Raw genomic sequence first — 19,527 nt, forward strand, 5'->3', positions numbered from 1 at the left:
ACACGCTTATCCGTTGTTTAACGGCACGTGAATAGCCACCAGGGTACCTTTACCCGGTGCCGAATCAAAATCAACCGTTCCTTTAAGGTATTCAATTCTTGTTTTGATATTTTTTAAGCCTATCCCTTCCGATCTTAAATTGGCCGCTTCGGCAAAGCCTTTGCCATTATCTTCAATTGTTGCAGCAATGCCATCGGCATCTTTAATCAGCGAAATATCCAGTTCGTTAGCACCACTGTGTTTAATTACATTGTTCACACATTCCTGTATCACACGGTACAAAACCGTTTCCACATTACTATCCAGTCGTTCATTCAATCCCTCACTATACAGGTTTACCTTTAATACCCTGCTGTCAATCTTATCAATAAATTCTTTTACCGCACTGCTCAGCCCGCTTTTTAATAAAGCATTGGGCATCATATTATGACTTACATTTCTTACCTCTTTACAGCTTTCGTCTACAAGGTTTACAATTTTTTCAAAGGCCACCTTGTCTTCCGCATTATTAAAATCAAGCCGGCTTTCAATGCTGGATAAATTCATTTTTGCTGCACTCATGGTTTGGCCGATACCATCGTGCAGGTCGCTGGCTATTCTTTTACGTTCATTTTCTTCTGCCTGTATAATGGCCCTGGTGGCTAGGTCCTGCTGGTGCATTATTTCCGCCTGTAATTTTTTAGCCTGCTTTAATTTATTACTACGATAAAAAGAAATGCCCAGTAATACTGTAAGCAAAAAGAAAACTATTCCTCCGGCAAGCCAGTAATTCTTTTTGGTGATTTCAAACTGTTGTTGCTGTATTGTATGTTCTTTTTTTTCCGTTTCATATTTTTCCTGCAACTCATTGATCTGTTTTGCAGAAGTAATATTCAGAATGGAATCTTTTACTGAAGCCTGCAATTTTAAAAACTGTATAGCTTCGGGATAATCCTCTTTCTTTTGATAGATACCTGCCAATTGCCCGTAGCAAAACAGTAATTGCTCTTTAAGTTTTTCCGGTTTGGACAATGCAATGCATTTGTTATAAGTTTCAATCGCTTCAGGAATTTTGTTTTGATTTTCGTAAGCTTCAGCAATATTTGCATAACTCATACTAAGCACTCTTACATCTTTTAACTTTTCTCCGATGTCTTTTGCCTTAAAATAATAGATCAATGCACTGTCGGTATGGCCCGATAAAAATTGGTATGCCCCTGCATTGCTGTAGCCCAGTGCTGCCTCACTGAGTTTATTTTGTTGTTCAAATAATAGCACTGCATCAAGCTGGCTGGTAAATGCTTTTTTAAAATCATTTTTTGACGAATAATAGATACTTAAATTCTGTTTAGCTAAAGCCTCGCCATCCTTAAAGTTATTTTCTGTTGCAATAGCCAATGCTTCAGTAAGGTATTGTAACTGAAGGTCTGATTTTCGTAAATTGCCATATACCTCCCCGATATTATTTTTTGTAAACATCACGCCCCTTTTGTTGGCCAATGCCTCCCATATATTCATGGCATCAAAATAATACTTTACGGCCGCTGCATAATTACCCTTTACAGATTCTATGGCTCCAAGGTTCGTTACACTTCTTGCTTCCCCGGCTTTAAAATTTATTTTTTTTGATTGATCAAGCGCCAGTTGCGAAAACCGGGCACATTTTTCCGGTTGTTCATTCTTATGTTTAAAACAATAGTTGATCAGCCGGTTTATACCCATTGTATCCGAAACGCTCCCGGCATAAATATCAATACTGTCCTTAGTTTGGGTAAAGGCCTGCTGCACCAGCAATAAAAAAAATACTGCCGGGTAAAATATTTTTTTCATATGCTTTTATTTGATTTAAAATTCAATACAATTATCCTGTAAAAAAAATCAATTTCAATACCCTGCACAGGGTAATTTTTAAGTTGCCGGCGGCCTGGAACTATCTGTATTTTCAATTATTTTTGAAAATACAGATAATTTAATTATTTTTACATCCTAAAACAACCTCGTATGAACACTGCTACATTACCCCGCCCCGATGCCGCACTTAACCACGAATCAGCACCGGCACCTATTTACAATACCATCAGAGATTATTACAATATTGCAGGCCCCGATTATGAAGCCTGGAGCAAGAACTTTAATATGCACTTTGGCTATTGCAAAAAATTCAGTGATATCTTTTCCCTGGAAAAAATGCTGTTCCGCATGAACGATGAGGTACTGCAACGTTTACAGGTACCTTTGCATAAAGCAACTACCATTGTTGACCTGGGCTGTGGCGTAGGTACTGTAGCCAGGTACGCAGCTAAACAATATCCACTGTCAACCATCATCGGTGTTACCATTGTTGATTTTCAATTGAACAAAGGCAGGGAACTTATTCATAAAGATGGCCTTGATAAAAAAGTAACTTTAGTAAAAGATAATTTTGAAGGCAGCCATTTTGCCAATGAAAGTTTCGACAGGGCCTATGCATTGGAAAGCGCCTGCCATGCCAATGGCAGTAATAAAGAACTGGTGATTAAAGACCTTGCAAGAATTTTAAAAACCGGCGGTCAGTTTTGTATTGCCGATGGATTTTTAAAACACGATAAAAAATTACCCTGGCTGTTCAATAAAATATATAAAAAAATAATTGCCTGCTGGGCCCTGCCTTGCTTTGGCAATATCAATGAATTTATTGCAACGCTGGAACAATACGGGCTAAAAAATATTAAAGCAGAAGAGATCAGCCTGCGCATTGCACCTTCTGTTGCCTATGTGCCCTATACCTGCATTAAATTTTTTATTAAAGAACTCTGGAAAAATAAAAGTTTAAAGATGAAAAAAGAAAGATGGAATAATGTTTACGGCCCGTTGCTGGGTATGATACTCGGCTTGTACCGCAAACATTTTGGCTATTATATCATCAGTGGTAATAAATAAAATAGTCCTGCCGGTTGCAGCAGGACTATAAAATATTGTTTGACTGATTATTGTTTTACAAAACGTATTGTTCTGGAAACTCCTTCGGCAGTATACCCGTTAAGCTGGTATGTTCCGGCACCCAGGTTGCCAAGATTTAAAGTAAATTGGTTACTGCCCGCAATTAAATTGTAAGCTATCTTTTGTACCTGCCTTCCGGCAATATCTGTTATCACTACTTCCATCTTTGTTTTTTGTGCAGCCGTTACATTCAATATAGCATTATTGTTTACTACTGTTGGTAATAAACCTACAATATCAAAACCACTTTCTTTGTTCAGCAATGCAATGATGGTGCTGTAAGTGATCTTGCCATTGGCATCAATCATTTTTAAACGGTAATAATTCATACCGGCCAAGGGTTGATTATCGGTATAATCAAATGGCTGCTGGCAACGTACAGCATCTGCTGTAATAGTTGTTATGGCAGTGTAGTTACCATTGTTAGCACTGCGTTCCAAAATCATTGTTGCAGTAGGATTGTTGGTGCAGGTTACTTTCCAGTTTAAATAATGGCTGCTGCCTTGTTTGGTGCCGTTTAAATAATTGAGGTTGATGGGGAGAGGGTTGTTTATTGTTGTGCTGGCTAAAGAAAAAGGGCCAAATGTATTGGTTAAACTTGTCCAGGTTATTGTACCTGCGGTTGTTGTACCGGTTGTTTGTCCTAACCCACTAAAACTAACCCAATTTGCACCATTAGAATAAGCTATTATGAGCTCTGATAAATTATTGATATAATTTGGCGACCCGCCGTTACTGCTTGTTGCTGTCCAGTACAAACTAACATTTACAGGTGCTACCGAACCTGCCCTGTCCAGTACCCAATAATCAACCTGGCTTACATGATTTATTCCTGCATTTGCTACAGGGTATGCTGCTTGTGCAGAATTACGTTTATATTCTGCCGTAAAATTATCAGTTGCGGTGCCAGCCGTTGCTGATATTTCAATCGGTACATAGGCGGTAAATGTGCCATTAGATTTTCCCACAGGAAAAACGAAAGCAGTATTACCAAATTTTCTTACGGGACCATCTACAAAACTTGCATTTGATGCTCCTAATATTTGTGATCCCGAACTAAGTACAAGCAGATTTGAGATTGTAGTCCTAAGTACACCTGATGCAAATATTAACGCCGCAGGAGATGCAGGAATAGTAAACGTACTTAATAAAGTAACTCCTGCAGCAGATGTATTATTAATAACAAATGATATAGGCCCGGAGAAGGTACTCATCGTTAGGTTTTGAGCAGATGAACCATTAATAACAAATTGATTTTGCGCTCCAAAAGCTGTTGTGGCAGTAACTGTTCCGCCGGTTTGTGTTACGTCGCCATTAATAAGTATTTGAAACGCCCCTCCGGTACTTAACGGTCTGCTGGTCATATCGAAAGTACCACCTGTCATGGTTAACTTTCCATTTAATAAAATCGTAGTAGGAAATGCATTTCCAATATCTCCTGAATATGTAGCATTACCATATACTGTACCTGCAGAAATTTTCAGTTCATTGGTAATTGTACCAAAACACAATCCTATAGTGGGTGCAGATAATTCCAATGTACCTCCCTGCACCTCCACATGCCCCAAAGTATACCCCGCAGGCTCTGTAGCAATCCTCAGAGTTCCGGTACCGGTAGCCAATACACGAATACTATCCATGCTATAGGAAGCTGTTGGCAGCAGCACTGCAGAAGATCCGGATATCGTTTGCCCGGTACAATTCCAGATCAATAAACCATTATAATTTGCAGCATTACTTAACACTGGCATCGTACTTGTAACACCTGTAACATTTATTGTTGAACCATTTTGATAATCAGCAGCCGGAATAGTGCCCGCATTCCCGGTCGTCCAGTTTAAATTAGAGCCACTCAAAAACCTCGTGGTGGCAATGGTACTGTTATTAAATACAGCTCCCCCATGATTAAAAACCACATTGACGGTACCAGAGATATCAACATTAGTAAGGTTTGATTGTGCCCCGTTATTTATCTCCCATGTAGAGAAAGCTCCTAAACTTAATGTTCCTGCAACCTGTGCGTTATTAGTTCCCCCTGCACCATAGGTTGTAAAAAATATACCACCGCCATTACCTAAAGACAGGAAGGAACCAGAGGCAACACTTAATACAGGCGATGCGGCCCCATTATTATTAATCGTCATTGATTTAGCTCCTGAACTAGTGATTATATTACCCCCTATTCCCAATGTTCTTAAGGAAGCAATTGAAGGACTTACATCAAGATCGCAGGAATTTGCAGAATTAAATATTACTGTATCGGTTACTCCAGGCACACCAACAGGTAACCAGTTAGCGCCTGCACTCCACAGACCTCCTGAAGGTCCGTTCCATGTTTTTGTTTGTGCAAAAGCATTAAGTAATAAAAAAACAAAACAAGCAAAAAGTAAACTTTTTTTCATAACTACAAATTATATAAACGATTACGGGATCAAACCAATTACTAAGGCCGCAAGAGCCGGTGTTTTTTAAGGGAGGAGGATCAGTTAGTGCCTAAATTATTATAAGCAAGATACGATAAAACTTAAAACCGCTGCCGGCTAACATGGCCGGTAACAGGAATATTTTCCACATAAAATATCCATTTGTGCAAATAAAAAAGCCTTTCAGAAATTGAAAGGCTTCACCCATCCGTTTACAACACTATTGCTTTATAAAACGGATGGTGCTTTGTGCAAAACCGGTAGCATAACCAGTTATTTGATAACTGCCTGCACTAAGCTGCAAAAGGCTTACCGGCAAATGATTATTGCCTGCCATCAAATCACTTGTTAATTGCAATACCCGCCTTCCGGCTGCATCTGTTATCACAATATTTATTCTTGTTTTTTTAGCAGCAGTTATATTTAGTATTGCATTATCATGTACCACAGATGGCACCAGGCCGGTAATATCAAAATCAGTAGCCGTATTCTGTAATACAATTATCGAACTATAGTTTAATGTGCCGTTAGCATCAATTATTTTTAAGCGGTAATAATTGGCGCTGCTTAAAGTACTGGCATCAACAAAATCAAATGCCTGCAAACACCTTACTGCAGCTGCAGTAACAGAATAAATTCCGGCAAAATTTCTTCCATCTTCACTTCGCTCCAGTTCCATTTTTACATCGGCATTTAAAGTGCACGTGAGCTTCCAGTTAAGATAATTACCAGCACTTTTTTTCTCCCCCCTGAAATAATCAATTTTAACAGGTAGCGGATTAGATGCATCGGTACTGGCTAATGCAAACGGGCTAAACATATTTACACCTGTCCATGTTATTGAACCTGCTGCAAAACCACTGCCGGCATTAAAAGTTCCGCCATAAGTATCCCATTGGTTGCTGCCATTGTAATGCGCAATGACTAATTTACTAAGGTCATTAATGTACAGTGCAGAACCATTGGCACTACTCTGGATGGTCCAGTAAAGTGTAACGTCAACAGGCGTGGTTCCGTTGCTTCTGTTGAGCACCCAATAATCAACACCACCTACATGATCCAGCCCCGTTGCATAATTATTACTGAGCGCCCGTGCACTTTCCCTTTTATAAGTGGCTGTAAATTCATCAGCAACTGAACCGGGCGCAGTGATACCTATCGGCACATAGCCCGTTCCCGTTTTACCTACCGGAAATATAAACGCCGTATTGCCAATTTTCTTTACAAGGCCGTCAACAAAACTATTATTAGAAATTGCGGCTACTGATGCGGTAGCACTAAAAGCTAATACTGCCGGATCGGCAACAGTTACAATTCCCGAAATAAAATTCACTGTATGGTTAAATAAAATACTGTTGTTGATTTTTATACCGGCTGCATTATTAAAACTAATAGCCTCGTTGGTATTAAACGTTATTGTTCCCGCACTATTAATTGTTTGCAACGCGGCGCCATTAAAGGATAACATCCCTGCGCCAGCAGGATTAAAATTTAATACCTGTCCCGCCGCAACAGAAATATCTCCTTTAATATTAATACCGCCGGTTAAATTTAAACTTAATGTTCCCCGGGTTATAGTCAGGTCATTAATATTTAGCGGATTTACCCCGGATACGGATTGATTAAAAGTGGGAAAATCAATTTCCAGATTAGCGTATGTTCTGCCAGAAAAAGAAAGAAAAAGTAATTGTTGTACTTTCAATAAACTCCCGGGTTTAAATATCACTTTGGATGCCGGTTGTGTTAACGCAAACGGATTGGCACCTGCTTTTTGAATGAATGTTGTACCCGTATTAAATACTACAGCATTGGGTGTACCTGCAGCAGTAAATACACTTCCGCTGCAACCTGCATCTTGTGTAAATACAGCAGGGCTGTTAAATACAATGCCGTTGGCAGCCGCTGCATCCAGGCGATGTGCGGCTCCGGAAAAATCAATAGCACCGGTTATGTTTGCAGTGGCACCGTTACTTAAAAAAATGGTGGCAGCATTAGCACCGTTGATATTTAATGCCGAGCCTGTTCCTACAGCCAGGTCATCGCTTCCTGCAAGGCCTGCAATGGTGAGTATATTACCTGCTGCACCTGCCTGTAAATTAATCGTGGTATTATTATAAACCAGCAATTGACTAATAGTTTGTGATGGTAAGTTTACCGGCGTGGTTGCCCCACCGTTATTAAACAACAGGATATCATCCGCTGCAGGTGTGCTTCTTGCCGGCGTCCAGTTAACATCAACCGTCCAGTCGGCAATACCCGTTTGATTCCAGGTGTAAGTAGCTTGGCTGAAACATACAGCAGCATTTAAAAGCATAAAAAAAAACAAAGCCGGATATATACAGCTTTTGCCGGCATACAATAAAGCTGCCATTACCTGTACGCATTTTTTTTGCATAACAACCCATATTTAATGTATAAAATAAAAAACGTCTACACTGTTTTAATACATGTTTTAAATTGGCTAAGGTTGTTAAAGCAGGGGGAAGTTATTTTTTCCGTCGCTTTATTCATTTTACAACAGCACTGCAATAAGAGTCATACTGGCTAACAATCATTTATAGTAAACACAAAATTTAAGAGGATAAAGTGCTGGCTTGTTCCGGAAGAGGTTAAACTAAATACAGGCCGTGTACGAAATAAAGATAATAAAATTATAAATTAATATCAAAAAAAACTCCAGTAAAATTTACAGGAGTTTTTTGATTATTTCTGTGTATAATCCTTACGGATATACGAAATAGATTAGTGCTTTACAGCTTCTTTAGCTTTTTCAGCCATTTTACCGCCGGCAGCTTTAACATCTTTTGCCGCTTCTTTTACACCTTCGCCAACAGCTTTCATTTTGCTTGCAGCAGAATCTCCGATGGTTTTCATTTTGCTTGCAGCAGAATCTCCGATAGCAGTCATTTTGCTTGCAGCAGAGTCACCCATTTTTTTTGCAGCAGCAGTTACACTGTCAGCAGCTTTCTGAGCTTCAGCAGCCATTGAAGTAGAATCTTTTGGAGTTTCAGCAGCTTTGTCTTCTCCGCTGTTACAAGCTGTCATTACTGAAGCAACAGCCAGGATTGCAAATAATTTTTTCATTGTATTTTTTTTAGTTTTTGATGTGGCGCAAAACTAATAGTTTTTTTCAATATTCAAAATTATGAATAGATAAACGGCAATATATTACCGCACCGTAATTTTACTATGCTTTTTTATACGGCACCTTATTTTTTCCTGAAAAACAAGCGTATCGGTACACCGCTGAACTTGAATTTTTCCCTGATCTGGTTTTCCAGGTAATTTTTATACGGCGTTTTTACATCATCGGGATAGTTACAGAAAAATGCAAAAGTTGGCGTGTGGGTGGGTAACTGGGTAATGTATTTTATTTTGATCAGGTTACCCCTTACTACCGGCGGATGGTATGCTTCAACCGCTTTCAATAATATTTCATTCAATTGAGAAGTAGGTATCCTGCGCTGCCTGTTCTCGTATACTTCCAAAGCAGCTTCAATGCTTTTAAATATCCTTTGCTTTTCGTTTACCGAAATAAATATGATGGGCACATCAGAAAAAGGCGCAAATTTCTTTTTTAATGTGGCTTCGTAATCTTTGGCGGTATTGGTCTTTTTTTCTTCTATTAAATCCCACTTGTTTACCAGCACCACAATGCCCTTGCCTTTTTTTGCGGCCATCGCAAATATGGCAAGATCCTGTGCCGTAATACCTTTACCGGCATCCAGCATCAGCATACAAACATCTGCTTCGTCCAATGCTTTTATGGCACGTATTACCGAATAAAACTCCAGGTCTTCATGCACTTTTGCTTTTTTACGAATACCCGCCGTGTCAATCAAAACAAATTCTTTATTGTATAAATTATAGTGGGTATGAATAGTGTCTCTGGTAGTACCGGCAATATCACTTACAATGGTTCTTTCTGTTCCGATCAATGCATTTAGCAAAGAAGACTTACCTACATTTGGTTGGCCGATAATGGCAAACTTGGGCAGGCCGGCATCCCCTGCAGATGCTTCATCATCAGGTTTCATCAATGCAGTGATCGCATCTAAAATTTCTCCCGTGCCGCTACCGCTGATTGAAGAAACAAAAAATATATTTTCAAAACCAAGACTGTAAAATTCACTGGCTTCCAGTAGCCTGTCGTGGTTATCCACTTTATTCACTACCAGGAAAACGGGCTTGCTGCTTTTGCGCAAAATCCTGCTCATGCTTTCATCAAGGTCTGTGATACCCGTGGCCACATCTACCATAAAAATAACTGCACTGGCTTCTTCTACTGCAATCATTACCTGCTTGCGGATTTCCTTTTCAAAAACATCATCGCTGCCGGCAACAAAACCCCCGGTATCAATTACATTGAATGTTTTACCGGCCCATTCGGCAATACCATATTGCCTGTCACGTGTTACACCGCTTACATCATCCACAATGGCCTTACGCTCTTCCAGCATACGGTTAAAAAATGTACTCTTGCCTACATTGGGCCTTCCTGTTATTGCTACTGTAAAACTCATATTCTTTGATTGATAATTATTTAATGGATAATGAATAATGTTTCAGGTTCCTGAAAGCCAATGGCATTGAAGAAATTTTTAATTATTTCATTATCGATTATTCATTAATAGCCGTATTCCTTCAACTGCATTTCATTATCCCTCCATTTAGGCCGCACTTTTACAAACAATTCTAAAAATACCTTACTGCCTAAAAATGCTTCAATATCTTTACGGGCATTGCTGCCTAATTGTTTTATCATCTTGCCACCTTCTCCTAAAATAATACCTTTTTGCGTTTCTCTTTGTACAATTATTTCAGCCCTTATCTTTATCAGCGTTGTTTTTTCGGTAAACTCCTGTATCAGAACCGTAGTGTGGTAAGGAATTTCCTCGCCGTATAATTGAAATATCTTCTCTCTTACCAGTTCGCTCACAAAAAATTTAGTGGGCATATCACTCAGGTCATCCCCTTCATAAAAAGGCTGGCCTTCGGGTAATAGTTTAATTATTTTTTTTAGTAAAAAATCAATGCCGCTTTTTTTCAGGGCAGATAATATCACTACCTCTTTACAATACGGTTGCTTCCGGTAAAAATCAGTGATCGCCTGTTGCTGTTCTTCAGTGGCTTTATCTGATTTATTCAATACCACAATGGCGGGTACTTTCAATTTTAAGGCAGCAAAAATAGCATCGCTCTCTTCCGGGGCTTCGTTTACATCGGCTATCAGCAAGGCCACATCGGCATCTTCCAGGCTACCTTTTACAGCCTGCATCATTTTTTCGTGCAGTTTATATTTGGGTTCAATAATACCCGGCGTATCTGAAAAAATGATCTGGTAATCTTTTTCTGTAAGTATGGCCTTAATACGGTGGCGTGTGGTTTGTACCTTGTGCGATACGATGGCCATCTTTTCCCCCATTAAAGCATTAAGCAGGGTGCTTTTGCCCGCATTAGGCTTACCAAATATGTTTACAAAACCTGATTTCATGATTGTGGTGATTATAAAATGCCGATTACCACAAACAAGCTGTAAGAATGGAGGAGGTAATCATTATTCATTTAAATTAGAAATGAATAAAAAAATCCCCAAATCTGTAGAAGTGAGGATTTGATATTTTTAGTTGCGAAGACTGGGATCGAACCAGTGACCTTCGGGTTATGAGCCCGACGAGCTACCGCTGCTCTACTTCGCGGTGCAAAATTAAGGTTTTGAGGCTTTGCCACCAAATAATAAAGTTTGATTTGTACATTTGATGATGCTAAAAAACTATTTTTTACAGGCTTTTGCCTTGCTGCTATTGATTTCCACAACATCCTGCAAAAAGAAAATTAAAGTACAGGATGATGAAATTTACAGCCGTCATTTGCAAAGGCAGGTTAAATTAACCATCATTTCCACCCCGATACCGGACGATAAAAGCGAGTTGAACCTGTTGCTTTTAAATGACGGGCAGGACATGGCACAATTCAGGGTAAAGGAAATTGTAGATAGTTTATACAGGAAAAAACTCATTCAGCCCCTCATTGTTGTGGGTATTGCTGCAGGCGACAGGATGAAAGAATATGGTGTGAGCGGGGCAGCTGATTTTATGGGCCGTGGAGATAAAGCTGATAAATATGCCGCTTTTATTGATGATGAACTTTATCCTTTTGCAAAAAAGAAAGCAGGGGTAAGAAAATTTAAATCAGTGGTATTGGCCGGATCATCCCTGGGAGGCTTATCTGCCTTTGATGTGGCCTGGGACCATGCCGATAAGATTGACAAAGTGGGCATATTTTCCGGCTCCTTCTGGTGGCGGGATAAAGATGATAAGGCTGCCGATTACAGCGACGATAAAGACAGGATCATGTTGAATAAGATACACTCTTCAAGAAAAAAACCGCATTTGCAATACTGGTTTTATGCCGGCGGAAAAGAAGAAGCCGGCGACAGGGATAAAGATGGTATTATTGATGTGGTGGATGATACCAAAGACCTGGTGGCCCTGATAAAAAGCAAAAATGTGTGCCTCCCCGAAGATGTACTGTACACAGAAGACCCCAACGGATTGCATGATTATACTTCATGGAGCAACCATCTGCCGCAGTTTTTAACCTGGGCTTTCCCTCGTTGATTGGTTAACTGGTTTATTGGTTAATCAGGAAGTGAGGTTACTGATTAACTAATAAACTAATAAAGAAGTTAACTTTTCCTGGAAACACTGCTCGATCCCGAGGTATGCACTTCCCTAACCTCACCACTTCCCTTATACGAAATATCGCTGCTGCCGCTTACATTGGCATTTAGTTCTTTGTTTACAGTGATATTAATATCTGATGCACCCGATGCCTTGGCATTGCATACATCAGTTACCAGGTCGTAGCCGCTTACATCACTGGCACCGCTTGACTCAATGCTCACTGTATTGGCAATACCTTTGATGATTACGTCGGATGCTCCACTTAAATCCATTTTTAAACTGCTTACTTTAACGGCGCCTTTAAAATCACTGGCACCACTCATGCTTAATGATAAAGCAGGCGTGGTGATCACCCCTGCTACCTGTACATCACATGCGCCCGAAGCATCGATCAATTCCAAATTTTTAAAAGACACGTACACCCTTAGTTTTTTATTTTTAAAAACATCCAGGTTTTTATCGCCAAAATAATAGATCTTAAGCGTACTGTTTTCCACTACTGTTTTAATGCCGTCTTTAAACCTGTCCTGTGCTGCACTCACTGCCACGGCTTCTTCATCCGACTGGCTGACAAACAGGTCTATCCCGCCCGAAACTTTAATTTTGTCAAAACTTCCTGTAATGGTTCTTAGTTCTGCATTGGGGTCGTTTACTATTTCTTTTTGTGCAGTTGCCACAAAAAAAGAAAACGAAACCAATAAACTCAACACTGTCTTTTTCATATAGAGAAATTTTAATTATTCAACCTGAACTTCTAAACCCTAAACTCTAAACCCCTAAACCTCTAAACCCCTAAACTCCTGAATCCAACTATGCCTTTTTAACAGATCCCCCGCTATTCACATTAATGTCTTTTATCACGGCATCGCCTTTATATTTTACCCCTCCTCCGCTATTTGCTTTTGCACTCAGTTCTTTATTAATGGTAATTCTTACACCACCGCCACTGCTGGCTTTAGCATCGCAGTAATTAACGGTTAAATCGTAGCTTTTAAAAATAGCCCCGCTGCTAACATCCACTTTAATTTTATCGGCAGTACCAGAGATATTAATGCTTGAACCACTGTTTTGTTCAACAGTTAATTCGGTGGCTTTCAGCTTGCCGCTAAAAGAAGACCCGCTGGTAAATTTCACGTCCAGGCCCGCCACATCCAGGCTACCCTGAATTTTTACATCTGCACCACCTGAAGCATGTAGTTTTTCAAGTGTTTTAAAAGACACATAGGCTTTTAATTTACGCTTATCGTTTACGGCCCAGTTAATGCCTTTATTATCAAAGTAAATTTTCAGGATACCGTCTTCCACTACAGTTTTAAAACGCTCCATATACTTCTCGTCTGAAGCGCTTACCGCAACAGACTCTTCATTATCCTGTGAAAGATAAAGGTCTACGCCGTCTGAAACATTGATTCCTGTAAAGCTGGCGTTAAGGGTTCTTTTTTGTGCATTGGCATCTGCAATCACCGTTTTTTCCTGTGCAAAAGCTGCAACAGCAATAAAGGTGATCAGTGATAAAAATAATTTTTTCATGGCTATACTTTTTTAGTGGTACGAAGTACGTGAACAAATTGTTACACAAAATGTAAAATAATTACTAAAAGAGACTACCTTTACTTTTCAAAGTTCTTATTAACCGACTGAATTTCCGGGGTGTTCCTTAAATGGAGCTGAGATAATACCCGCTAACCTGATCAGGATAATGCCTGCGTAGGAAGAAATGACCACCATTCCGGTGAAGCCAGCAATACTCTCTTTGCTTCGGATTTCAGCATAAATTTTATTGAAATGAAATTGTTTATCAGTGCATTGTTATGCGTAAGCAGCGTTGTGGCTGTTGCACAAACCCAGAAAAAATTTAATGACACCGTTTACCTGCAGCCTGTGGAAGTAAATGCGGTAAGAGCCGGGGACAAAGCGCCTTTTGCAAAAAACAATCTGTACAAAAAAGACATTGCCAAAAACAACCTGGGGCAGGACTTTCCTTTTTTGCTTAGCCAGACCCCCTCTGCCGTAGTAAATTCCGATGCCGGCGCAGGCGTTGGGTACACCGGCATACGCATCCGCGGTACAGATGCCAGCAGGATCAATGTAACTTTAAACGGCATCCCTTATAACGATGCTGAAAGCCAGGGTACTTATTTTGTTGACCTCCCTGATTTTTCTTCTTCCATAAACAGTGTGCAGATACAAAGAGGTGTGGGCACATCATCCAATGGTGCCGGTGCATTTGGTGCCAGCATTAATTTATCTACCAATGAGATCAATAAAAAAGCCTACACCGAGTTTAATAATAGTTTTGGCAGTTACAATACCTGGAAAAACACATTGCAATTTGGCACAGGTATCTTAGGCAAACATTTTACCATTGACGGCAGATTGAGTAAGATCAGCAGCGATGGTTATATCGACAGGGCAAAATCGAGTTTGCAATCTTTTTATTTCAGTACCGCTTATGTTACCGATAAAAATTCTTTGCGCTTAAATATTTTCAGTGGCAAAGAAAAAACTTACCAGGCATGGGATGGCGTACCGGAATACCTGCTTGCCACCAACAGAACATACAATGATGTAGGAACGCAAAAACCTGGTGAACCTTACGATAACGAAACCGATAATTATACACAAACACATTACCAGCTTTTTTACAATCAAAAAATAAATGATTACTGGAAAGGGAATGTTGCCGTTTTTCTTACCAAAGGGCGAGGTTATTATGAGCAGTATAAAGCCGATGCCAAATTAGCAAGCTATGGATTGCCCGATTATTTTGATGGTACCAGCACCATTAAAAAAACCGATTTGGTAAGAAGGCTCTGGTTAGATAACAATCTTTATGGCAGCATTTTTTCTTTACAGTACCATAAAGCCACCACCGATTTTACTGTTGGCGGCGGATGGAACGGTTACGACGGCAAACATTTTGGAGAGATCATCTGGGCAAAAGTACAGGCTGCAGTACCGGCCAATTACAGGTGGTATGATAATATTGCTCACAAAAAAGATCTTTCTGTTTACAGCAAATGGACAGAACAATTGAGTCCCGATTTTCAAACTTATGTTGATGTGCAGTTCCGCAATATCAATTATACTATTGATGGCTTCAGGGATAATCCTAATTTGCTGATCAGGAACAATTACAATTTTTTGAACCCTAAGCTGGGTATCACGTATAATAAAAAAAGCTGGCAGCTTTATGCCTCTTATGCATTAGCACAACACGAACCCAACCGTGATGATTTTGAAGCAGGCACCACACAGCAACCCAAACCTGAATTACTGAACGATTTTGAAGCCGGTGTTGAAAAGAAGAACAACCAGTATTCTTTTGGCGTAAACTTTTATTACATGAAGTATAAAAACCAGTTAATACTAACAGGTAAAATAAATGATGTAGGTGCTTACACCAGGATAAATATACCCAACAGCTACAGGGCTGGTGTGGAATTACAGGGTAAATATATTTTCAACAAATACGTAAGTGCCGAGGCTAATCTTACCCTAAGCAAAAACAAAATAAAAAACTTTACCGAATATTTAGATGATTATGATAATGGCGGACAGGTAAGTAATTTTTATGCCACTACTGATATTGCATTTTCGCCCAATACTGTTGCAGGTGGCAGCATTAATATCACTCCTGTAAAAAATGCAGCAATTAATTTAATAAGCAAATATGTAAGCAGGCAATATTTAGATAATACCGCTTTAAAATCCCGGAGTTTAAATCCCTACTACACACAGGATGTAAGGTTGAGTTATTTGCTGGAAGGAAAATTATTTAAAGCCACCAGCCTGATTGTACAATTGAATAATATTTTCAGCAAAAAGTATGAACCTAACGGGTATAGTTTCAGCTATATTTACGGCGGTGCTTTAACAACTGAAAATTATTACTTTCCCATGGCACCATTTAATTGTATGGTGGGGGTGAATATAAAGTTGTGAGACGTGAAGCGTGAGACGTGAGTAGCAGCATAACGGTTTTAATATTTTACTGCTACTCACGACTGACGTCTCACCACTCAAGACCTTATCCGCCAAATCTTTCTTTCCAAGCCAGCATGCCACCGGCAAGATTTTTTACATCGGTAAAACCAAATGTTTCCAGCATTAATGCTGCCTGCCCGCTGCGGTTGCCGCTACGGCAGTATACTATCACTTCTTCATTTTTAAGATTGTCGATATCATCGATCTGCATGGTTTGTACTTTACCCAAAGGCAAAAGTGTACCACCAATATTAAACTCAGCATTTTCATGCGGTTCTCTTACATCAACCAGGTTTAATTTTTCACCCGATTCAAGACGGAATTTTACTTCGTCAGCAGTTATTGTTGTCATAATTATTTATTTTCTTTTTTAACATCTAAAGAGTCGGTACGGTTTATCCTTACCGGAGAAATCCAGATATCCATTAACTGGCCCGATTGTATATAACGGGGTTTCTTTTCTTCATCCAGGGCTTCAGGATTTTGTCTTGCCACAAAAGCATTAGCCGTATCACGAATAACAGCATTATCATAAGCTACAGTTGCAGCCAGGTTTATGCCCTGCTGTTCTAACAAGGCCTTAGCGTCGCTATAAGTCATCCCGAATAAATCAGGTACCAATATTTTCTCGCTGCCCAATCCGCTGCCAATAACAAGCGTGATCTTACTCCCCCACTGCACTTTGGCTTTTTCAGGAATACGCACTCCATTATATTGTTGCTCTATTACGGTATTCAGTCTGTAATCGGTTTTAAAAATAGTATCGCCTAATAATAAATGGTTCCGCCGTAAAATATCCAATGCAAAACTCAGGCTCTGGTCTTCCAGTTTAGGCATATCCACCATTGGTGGCGTAATACGATTTACGGTTAAAAAAACCGTACGGTTAATTTTTACTTTTGCATTGGCATCGGGCAATTGTTTAAGTACCACACCACGTGCTGCTGTATCTGTAAAAACGGAATCCTGTATCTGCACTTCAAAACCCTGCTTTTCCAGGATCTTAATCGCATCTTCTGTCTTTTTCCCCAAAAGGTCGGGCACCTGCAAATAAGCGTCATGTTTGGTAATCCAGCCCAGCATTTTTAAAAATAAAAATACCAGCAAAAAAGTAAGTATTGCGGCGGCAAGAATATTTACCCAGAGAGGACGCTTTGTAATGAAATTAAACACAGGTGTTGATTTTAGATTTATGATTTCGGATTTAGTATTTTGAAATTATTATTTCGAAACACCTATTTTTAAATTTTACAGTTACCATTCAGAATAATAATTCCGAAGTACTAAAAACATTCTTCAATTAATAGCGAATAAAATTCTTTCAGGCTCATGCCCATTGCTGCCACCTGCTGCGGTACCAGGCTGGCTTCGCTCTGGCCCGGTACAGTATTAATTTCCAGCAAATATGGAAAGCCGTCTTTTTCCTGGTAAATAAAATCCATCCTTACAATACCTTTGCAATTAAATACAGCGTAGGCTTTTCTGGCTTCGCTCCTTACTTTTCCGGCAATGGCTTCATCAACTTTTGCCGGTGTAATTTCTTCACTGGCTCCTTCATATTTTGCCTGGAAATCGAAAAACTCGTTTTTAGAAATAATTTCTGTTATGGGTAAAGCTATTATTTTGCCTTTGCTTTTAAACACACCAATGGTAAATTCCCTGCCACTGATGAATTCTTCCACCAATACCTGGTCATCTTCTTTAAACGCCTTATCCAATGCCTGCTGCAATTCGCCTGCCTCTTTTACTTTGCTGATGCCTAAACTACTGCCGCCGTTATTAGGCTTTACAAATAAAGGCAGCTGCAACTGGTTTAATATTTCTGCCGGTGATGCAGGAATATTTTTAAACAGGTGCAAAGACTTTGCCACATGCATTCCTGCAAAGGAAGCCACGGCCACGGTATATCTTTTATTAAAAGTTAATGCTGATGTGGCTGCATCACATGAGGTGTAGGGAATGTTGAGGCAATCAAAATAACCCTGCAGTTTACCATCTTCCCCGGGCGTGCCATGCAGGCCTACCAATACCGCATCAAATTTTATTTTTGTTCCGTTAAGTGTTATGGAAAAATCGTTTTTATCAACTGGTACCAGGGGCCCTTCGGCAGCCATATAAAACCAGCCCTTTGGATTGATGTCAATTTTATAACATTCCCATTTTTTGGTATCAATATTTTTTTCGATGGTAGTGGCACTTTTATAAGAGATCACAGCTTCGCCTGAATAGCCGCCGGTTATGAGTGCAATCTTTTTTATCATTCTGTTTTTAAGGGGTTGTTTACAGAAACAAATATAGTTTACTATTTATGATTTACTATTAGCAACCTTAATATTATGGTTTCTTTATAAAAAAATAGAAAGCGGTAAATGTACAATTCAACTCACCTTGTTATTGGGTAGCCCCGGCTCCATCTCCAACACCTTCATTACCACTATCCAGTACAAACTTCCACGAACCGTCTGATTGCTTTTTCCAGATGCTTACATATGTACCAAAAATGGCGGTGTCTTTGTTTTTGGGTTGCAGCTTATACAATCCGTAAGTATAGCCCAATTCGCCGGATTGTGCAATCATACCGCTTTTGGGTTCCCATTCCAGGGTGTAGGAGCTATCGTTTTCCTGGATCAAAAAATCTATGGCATCTGCGCCAATAACAGGCATTTGGTTGGGCCGCAGCAAAACACCATTACTGTCGATAAATTCTAAAAAGGCATTTTTCATTCCCTTTTCCACACTCAGTTTAGAAAAAGCCCGGTCGGCATCCATCATTTGTTGCTTCTCATCAGGGCCTGCAATAGTTTTTTTGTTGGTAAAAAGATTACATGCCAGGAGTGAACAGCAAACCAATATAAAAAGTAAAGCTTTATTCATGCAGCAAATAATTGTTGTGATACAAAAAGGCGAAAGTATTAAAAAATACCCTCGCCATTGTAGCAGGAAATATCACCTGCCCGTAAAATCCACCTCACGGCAGACTGAAAAAATATTGGTGAATGGCCAATTGTTAATCGTGAATGATTTTCAATTTAAAGAGACTTTCTAACTATTGACAATTCACTGTTGACGATTAACGTGTCACGCTATTATGCTAAGTGCATTTTATCTTTTTTAGCCAGCAACTCATCCACTGTTTCTTTGTACATATCATCAGGCACACAGCAATCTACCGGGCAAACAGCAGCGCATTGCGGCTCTTCATGAAAGCCCTGGCATTCTGTACACTTGTTGGGAGTAATGTAGTAAGTATCTGAACTTACGGGAGCATTACGCTGGTCAGCATCTACCTGGGTACCGTCAAGCAATGTAAACATTCCTTTTACAGTAGTTCCGTCGGAGATCGCCCACTCTACTCCACCTTCATAAATTGCGTTGTTAGGACACTCTGGTTCGCAAGCACCGCAGTTAATACATTCGTCTGTAATTTTTATAGCCATCTTCTATCGTATTTTTGTTTTTAAACCCTACCTTTT

General features: G+C 39.6%; 16 protein-coding genes, 1 tRNA gene and 1 riboswitch. Of the genes, 3 read left to right on the top strand and 14 right to left on the bottom strand.

Translation table 11 applies throughout. From position 1 onward, the window contains the following. Positions 1–6 precede the first annotated feature (6 nt). The gene (locus ACYVM0_RS13190) at positions 7–1,809 is read right to left on the bottom strand and encodes a tetratricopeptide repeat-containing sensor histidine kinase (RefSeq protein ID WP_460557792.1); all 1,803 of its coding nucleotides are present in this window, start codon (positions 1,807–1,809) and stop codon (positions 7–9) included. A gap of 171 nt (positions 1,810–1,980) precedes the next feature. Here ACYVM0_RS13190 and ACYVM0_RS13195 point away from each other — a divergent pair, with 171 nt between their 5' ends. Beyond that, complete coding sequence (locus ACYVM0_RS13195; RefSeq protein WP_460557794.1) at positions 1,981–2,898, top strand: SAM-dependent methyltransferase; 918 nt, start codon at positions 1,981–1,983, stop codon at positions 2,896–2,898. A gap of 47 nt (positions 2,899–2,945) precedes the next feature. Here ACYVM0_RS13195 and ACYVM0_RS13200 read toward each other — a convergent pair whose 3' ends face one another. From ACYVM0_RS13200 to ACYVM0_RS13225, 6 genes are all read right to left on the bottom strand, one after another. Beyond that, complete coding sequence (locus ACYVM0_RS13200) at positions 2,946–5,360, bottom strand: hypothetical protein (RefSeq protein WP_460557796.1); 2,415 nt, start codon at positions 5,358–5,360, stop codon at positions 2,946–2,948. Positions 5,361–5,601: 241 nt separating this feature from the next. Further along, positions 5,602–7,776 carry an autotransporter outer membrane beta-barrel domain-containing protein gene (locus ACYVM0_RS13205; RefSeq protein WP_460557798.1) on the bottom strand — a complete coding sequence of 725 codons (2,175 nt, stop codon included), beginning with the start codon at positions 7,774–7,776 and terminating at the stop codon, positions 5,602–5,604. Between the two features lie 347 nt (positions 7,777–8,123). After that, positions 8,124–8,465, bottom strand: a complete 342-nt coding sequence (locus ACYVM0_RS13210; protein WP_460557800.1) for a hypothetical protein — start codon at positions 8,463–8,465, stop codon at positions 8,124–8,126. A gap of 125 nt (positions 8,466–8,590) precedes the next feature. Then, positions 8,591–9,904 (bottom strand): ribosome biogenesis GTPase Der, encoded by a 1,314-nt coding sequence (gene der, locus ACYVM0_RS13215; RefSeq protein WP_460557802.1) that lies wholly within the window; start codon positions 9,902–9,904, stop codon positions 8,591–8,593. A gap of 104 nt (positions 9,905–10,008) precedes the next feature. After that, complete coding sequence (gene era / locus ACYVM0_RS13220; protein ID WP_460557804.1) at positions 10,009–10,875, bottom strand: GTPase Era; 867 nt, start codon at positions 10,873–10,875, stop codon at positions 10,009–10,011. A gap of 133 nt (positions 10,876–11,008) precedes the next feature. Then, positions 11,009–11,080: transfer RNA gene (locus ACYVM0_RS13225), tRNA-Met, on the bottom strand. A gap of 60 nt (positions 11,081–11,140) precedes the next feature. Here ACYVM0_RS13225 and ACYVM0_RS13230 point away from each other — a divergent pair. Continuing rightward, a complete protein-coding gene (locus tag ACYVM0_RS13230) occupies positions 11,141–12,001 on the top strand; it encodes an alpha/beta hydrolase (RefSeq protein WP_460557806.1) in 861 nt (286 codons plus the stop codon). A 68-nt stretch (positions 12,002–12,069) separates the two neighbouring features. Here the strand turns inward: ACYVM0_RS13230 and ACYVM0_RS13235 are convergent, their stop codons facing one another. Together ACYVM0_RS13235 and ACYVM0_RS13240 are read right to left on the bottom strand one after the other, a co-directional pair. After that, a complete protein-coding gene (locus ACYVM0_RS13235; RefSeq protein WP_460557808.1) occupies positions 12,070–12,789 on the bottom strand; it encodes a head GIN domain-containing protein in 720 nt (239 codons plus the stop codon). 88 nt (positions 12,790–12,877) lie between these two features. Continuing rightward, positions 12,878–13,597: a head GIN domain-containing protein gene (locus tag ACYVM0_RS13240; protein WP_460557809.1), complete on the bottom strand. Its 720-nt coding sequence runs from the start codon at positions 13,595–13,597 to the stop codon at positions 12,878–12,880. Positions 13,598–13,703: 106 nt separating this feature from the next. Beyond that, positions 13,704–13,798, top strand: a riboswitch (TPP riboswitch). A gap of 54 nt (positions 13,799–13,852) precedes the next feature. Between ACYVM0_RS13240 and ACYVM0_RS13245 the strand changes: the two genes are divergently transcribed. Further along, on the top strand, positions 13,853–16,012 hold the full coding sequence (locus tag ACYVM0_RS13245; RefSeq protein WP_460557810.1) for a TonB-dependent receptor: 2,160 nt from the start codon (positions 13,853–13,855) through the stop codon (positions 16,010–16,012). An 85-nt stretch (positions 16,013–16,097) separates the two neighbouring features. Here ACYVM0_RS13245 and ACYVM0_RS13250 read toward each other — a convergent pair whose 3' ends face one another. The 5 genes from ACYVM0_RS13250 to ACYVM0_RS13270 form a co-directional block, all read right to left on the bottom strand. Then, positions 16,098–16,406, bottom strand: a complete 309-nt coding sequence (locus ACYVM0_RS13250; protein WP_430987036.1) for a rhodanese-like domain-containing protein — start codon at positions 16,404–16,406, stop codon at positions 16,098–16,100. 2 nt (positions 16,407–16,408) lie between these two features. Then, positions 16,409–17,227, bottom strand: coding sequence for a PASTA domain-containing protein (locus ACYVM0_RS13255; RefSeq protein ID WP_460557812.1), 819 nt, complete (start codon positions 17,225–17,227; stop codon positions 16,409–16,411). A 110-nt stretch (positions 17,228–17,337) separates the two neighbouring features. Then, complete coding sequence (locus tag ACYVM0_RS13260; protein WP_460557814.1) at positions 17,338–18,315, bottom strand: D-alanine--D-alanine ligase family protein; 978 nt, start codon at positions 18,313–18,315, stop codon at positions 17,338–17,340. 130 nt (positions 18,316–18,445) lie between these two features. Next, positions 18,446–18,928 carry a YybH family protein gene (locus ACYVM0_RS13265; RefSeq protein WP_460557816.1) on the bottom strand — a complete coding sequence of 161 codons (483 nt, stop codon included), beginning with the start codon at positions 18,926–18,928 and terminating at the stop codon, positions 18,446–18,448. A gap of 212 nt (positions 18,929–19,140) precedes the next feature. After that, positions 19,141–19,491 carry a 4Fe-4S dicluster domain-containing protein gene (locus ACYVM0_RS13270; RefSeq protein WP_460557817.1) on the bottom strand — a complete coding sequence of 117 codons (351 nt, stop codon included), beginning with the start codon at positions 19,489–19,491 and terminating at the stop codon, positions 19,141–19,143. Between the last annotated feature and the right edge of the window lie 36 nt (positions 19,492–19,527).

The sequence above is a fragment of the Ferruginibacter profundus genome, assembly GCF_054783275.1.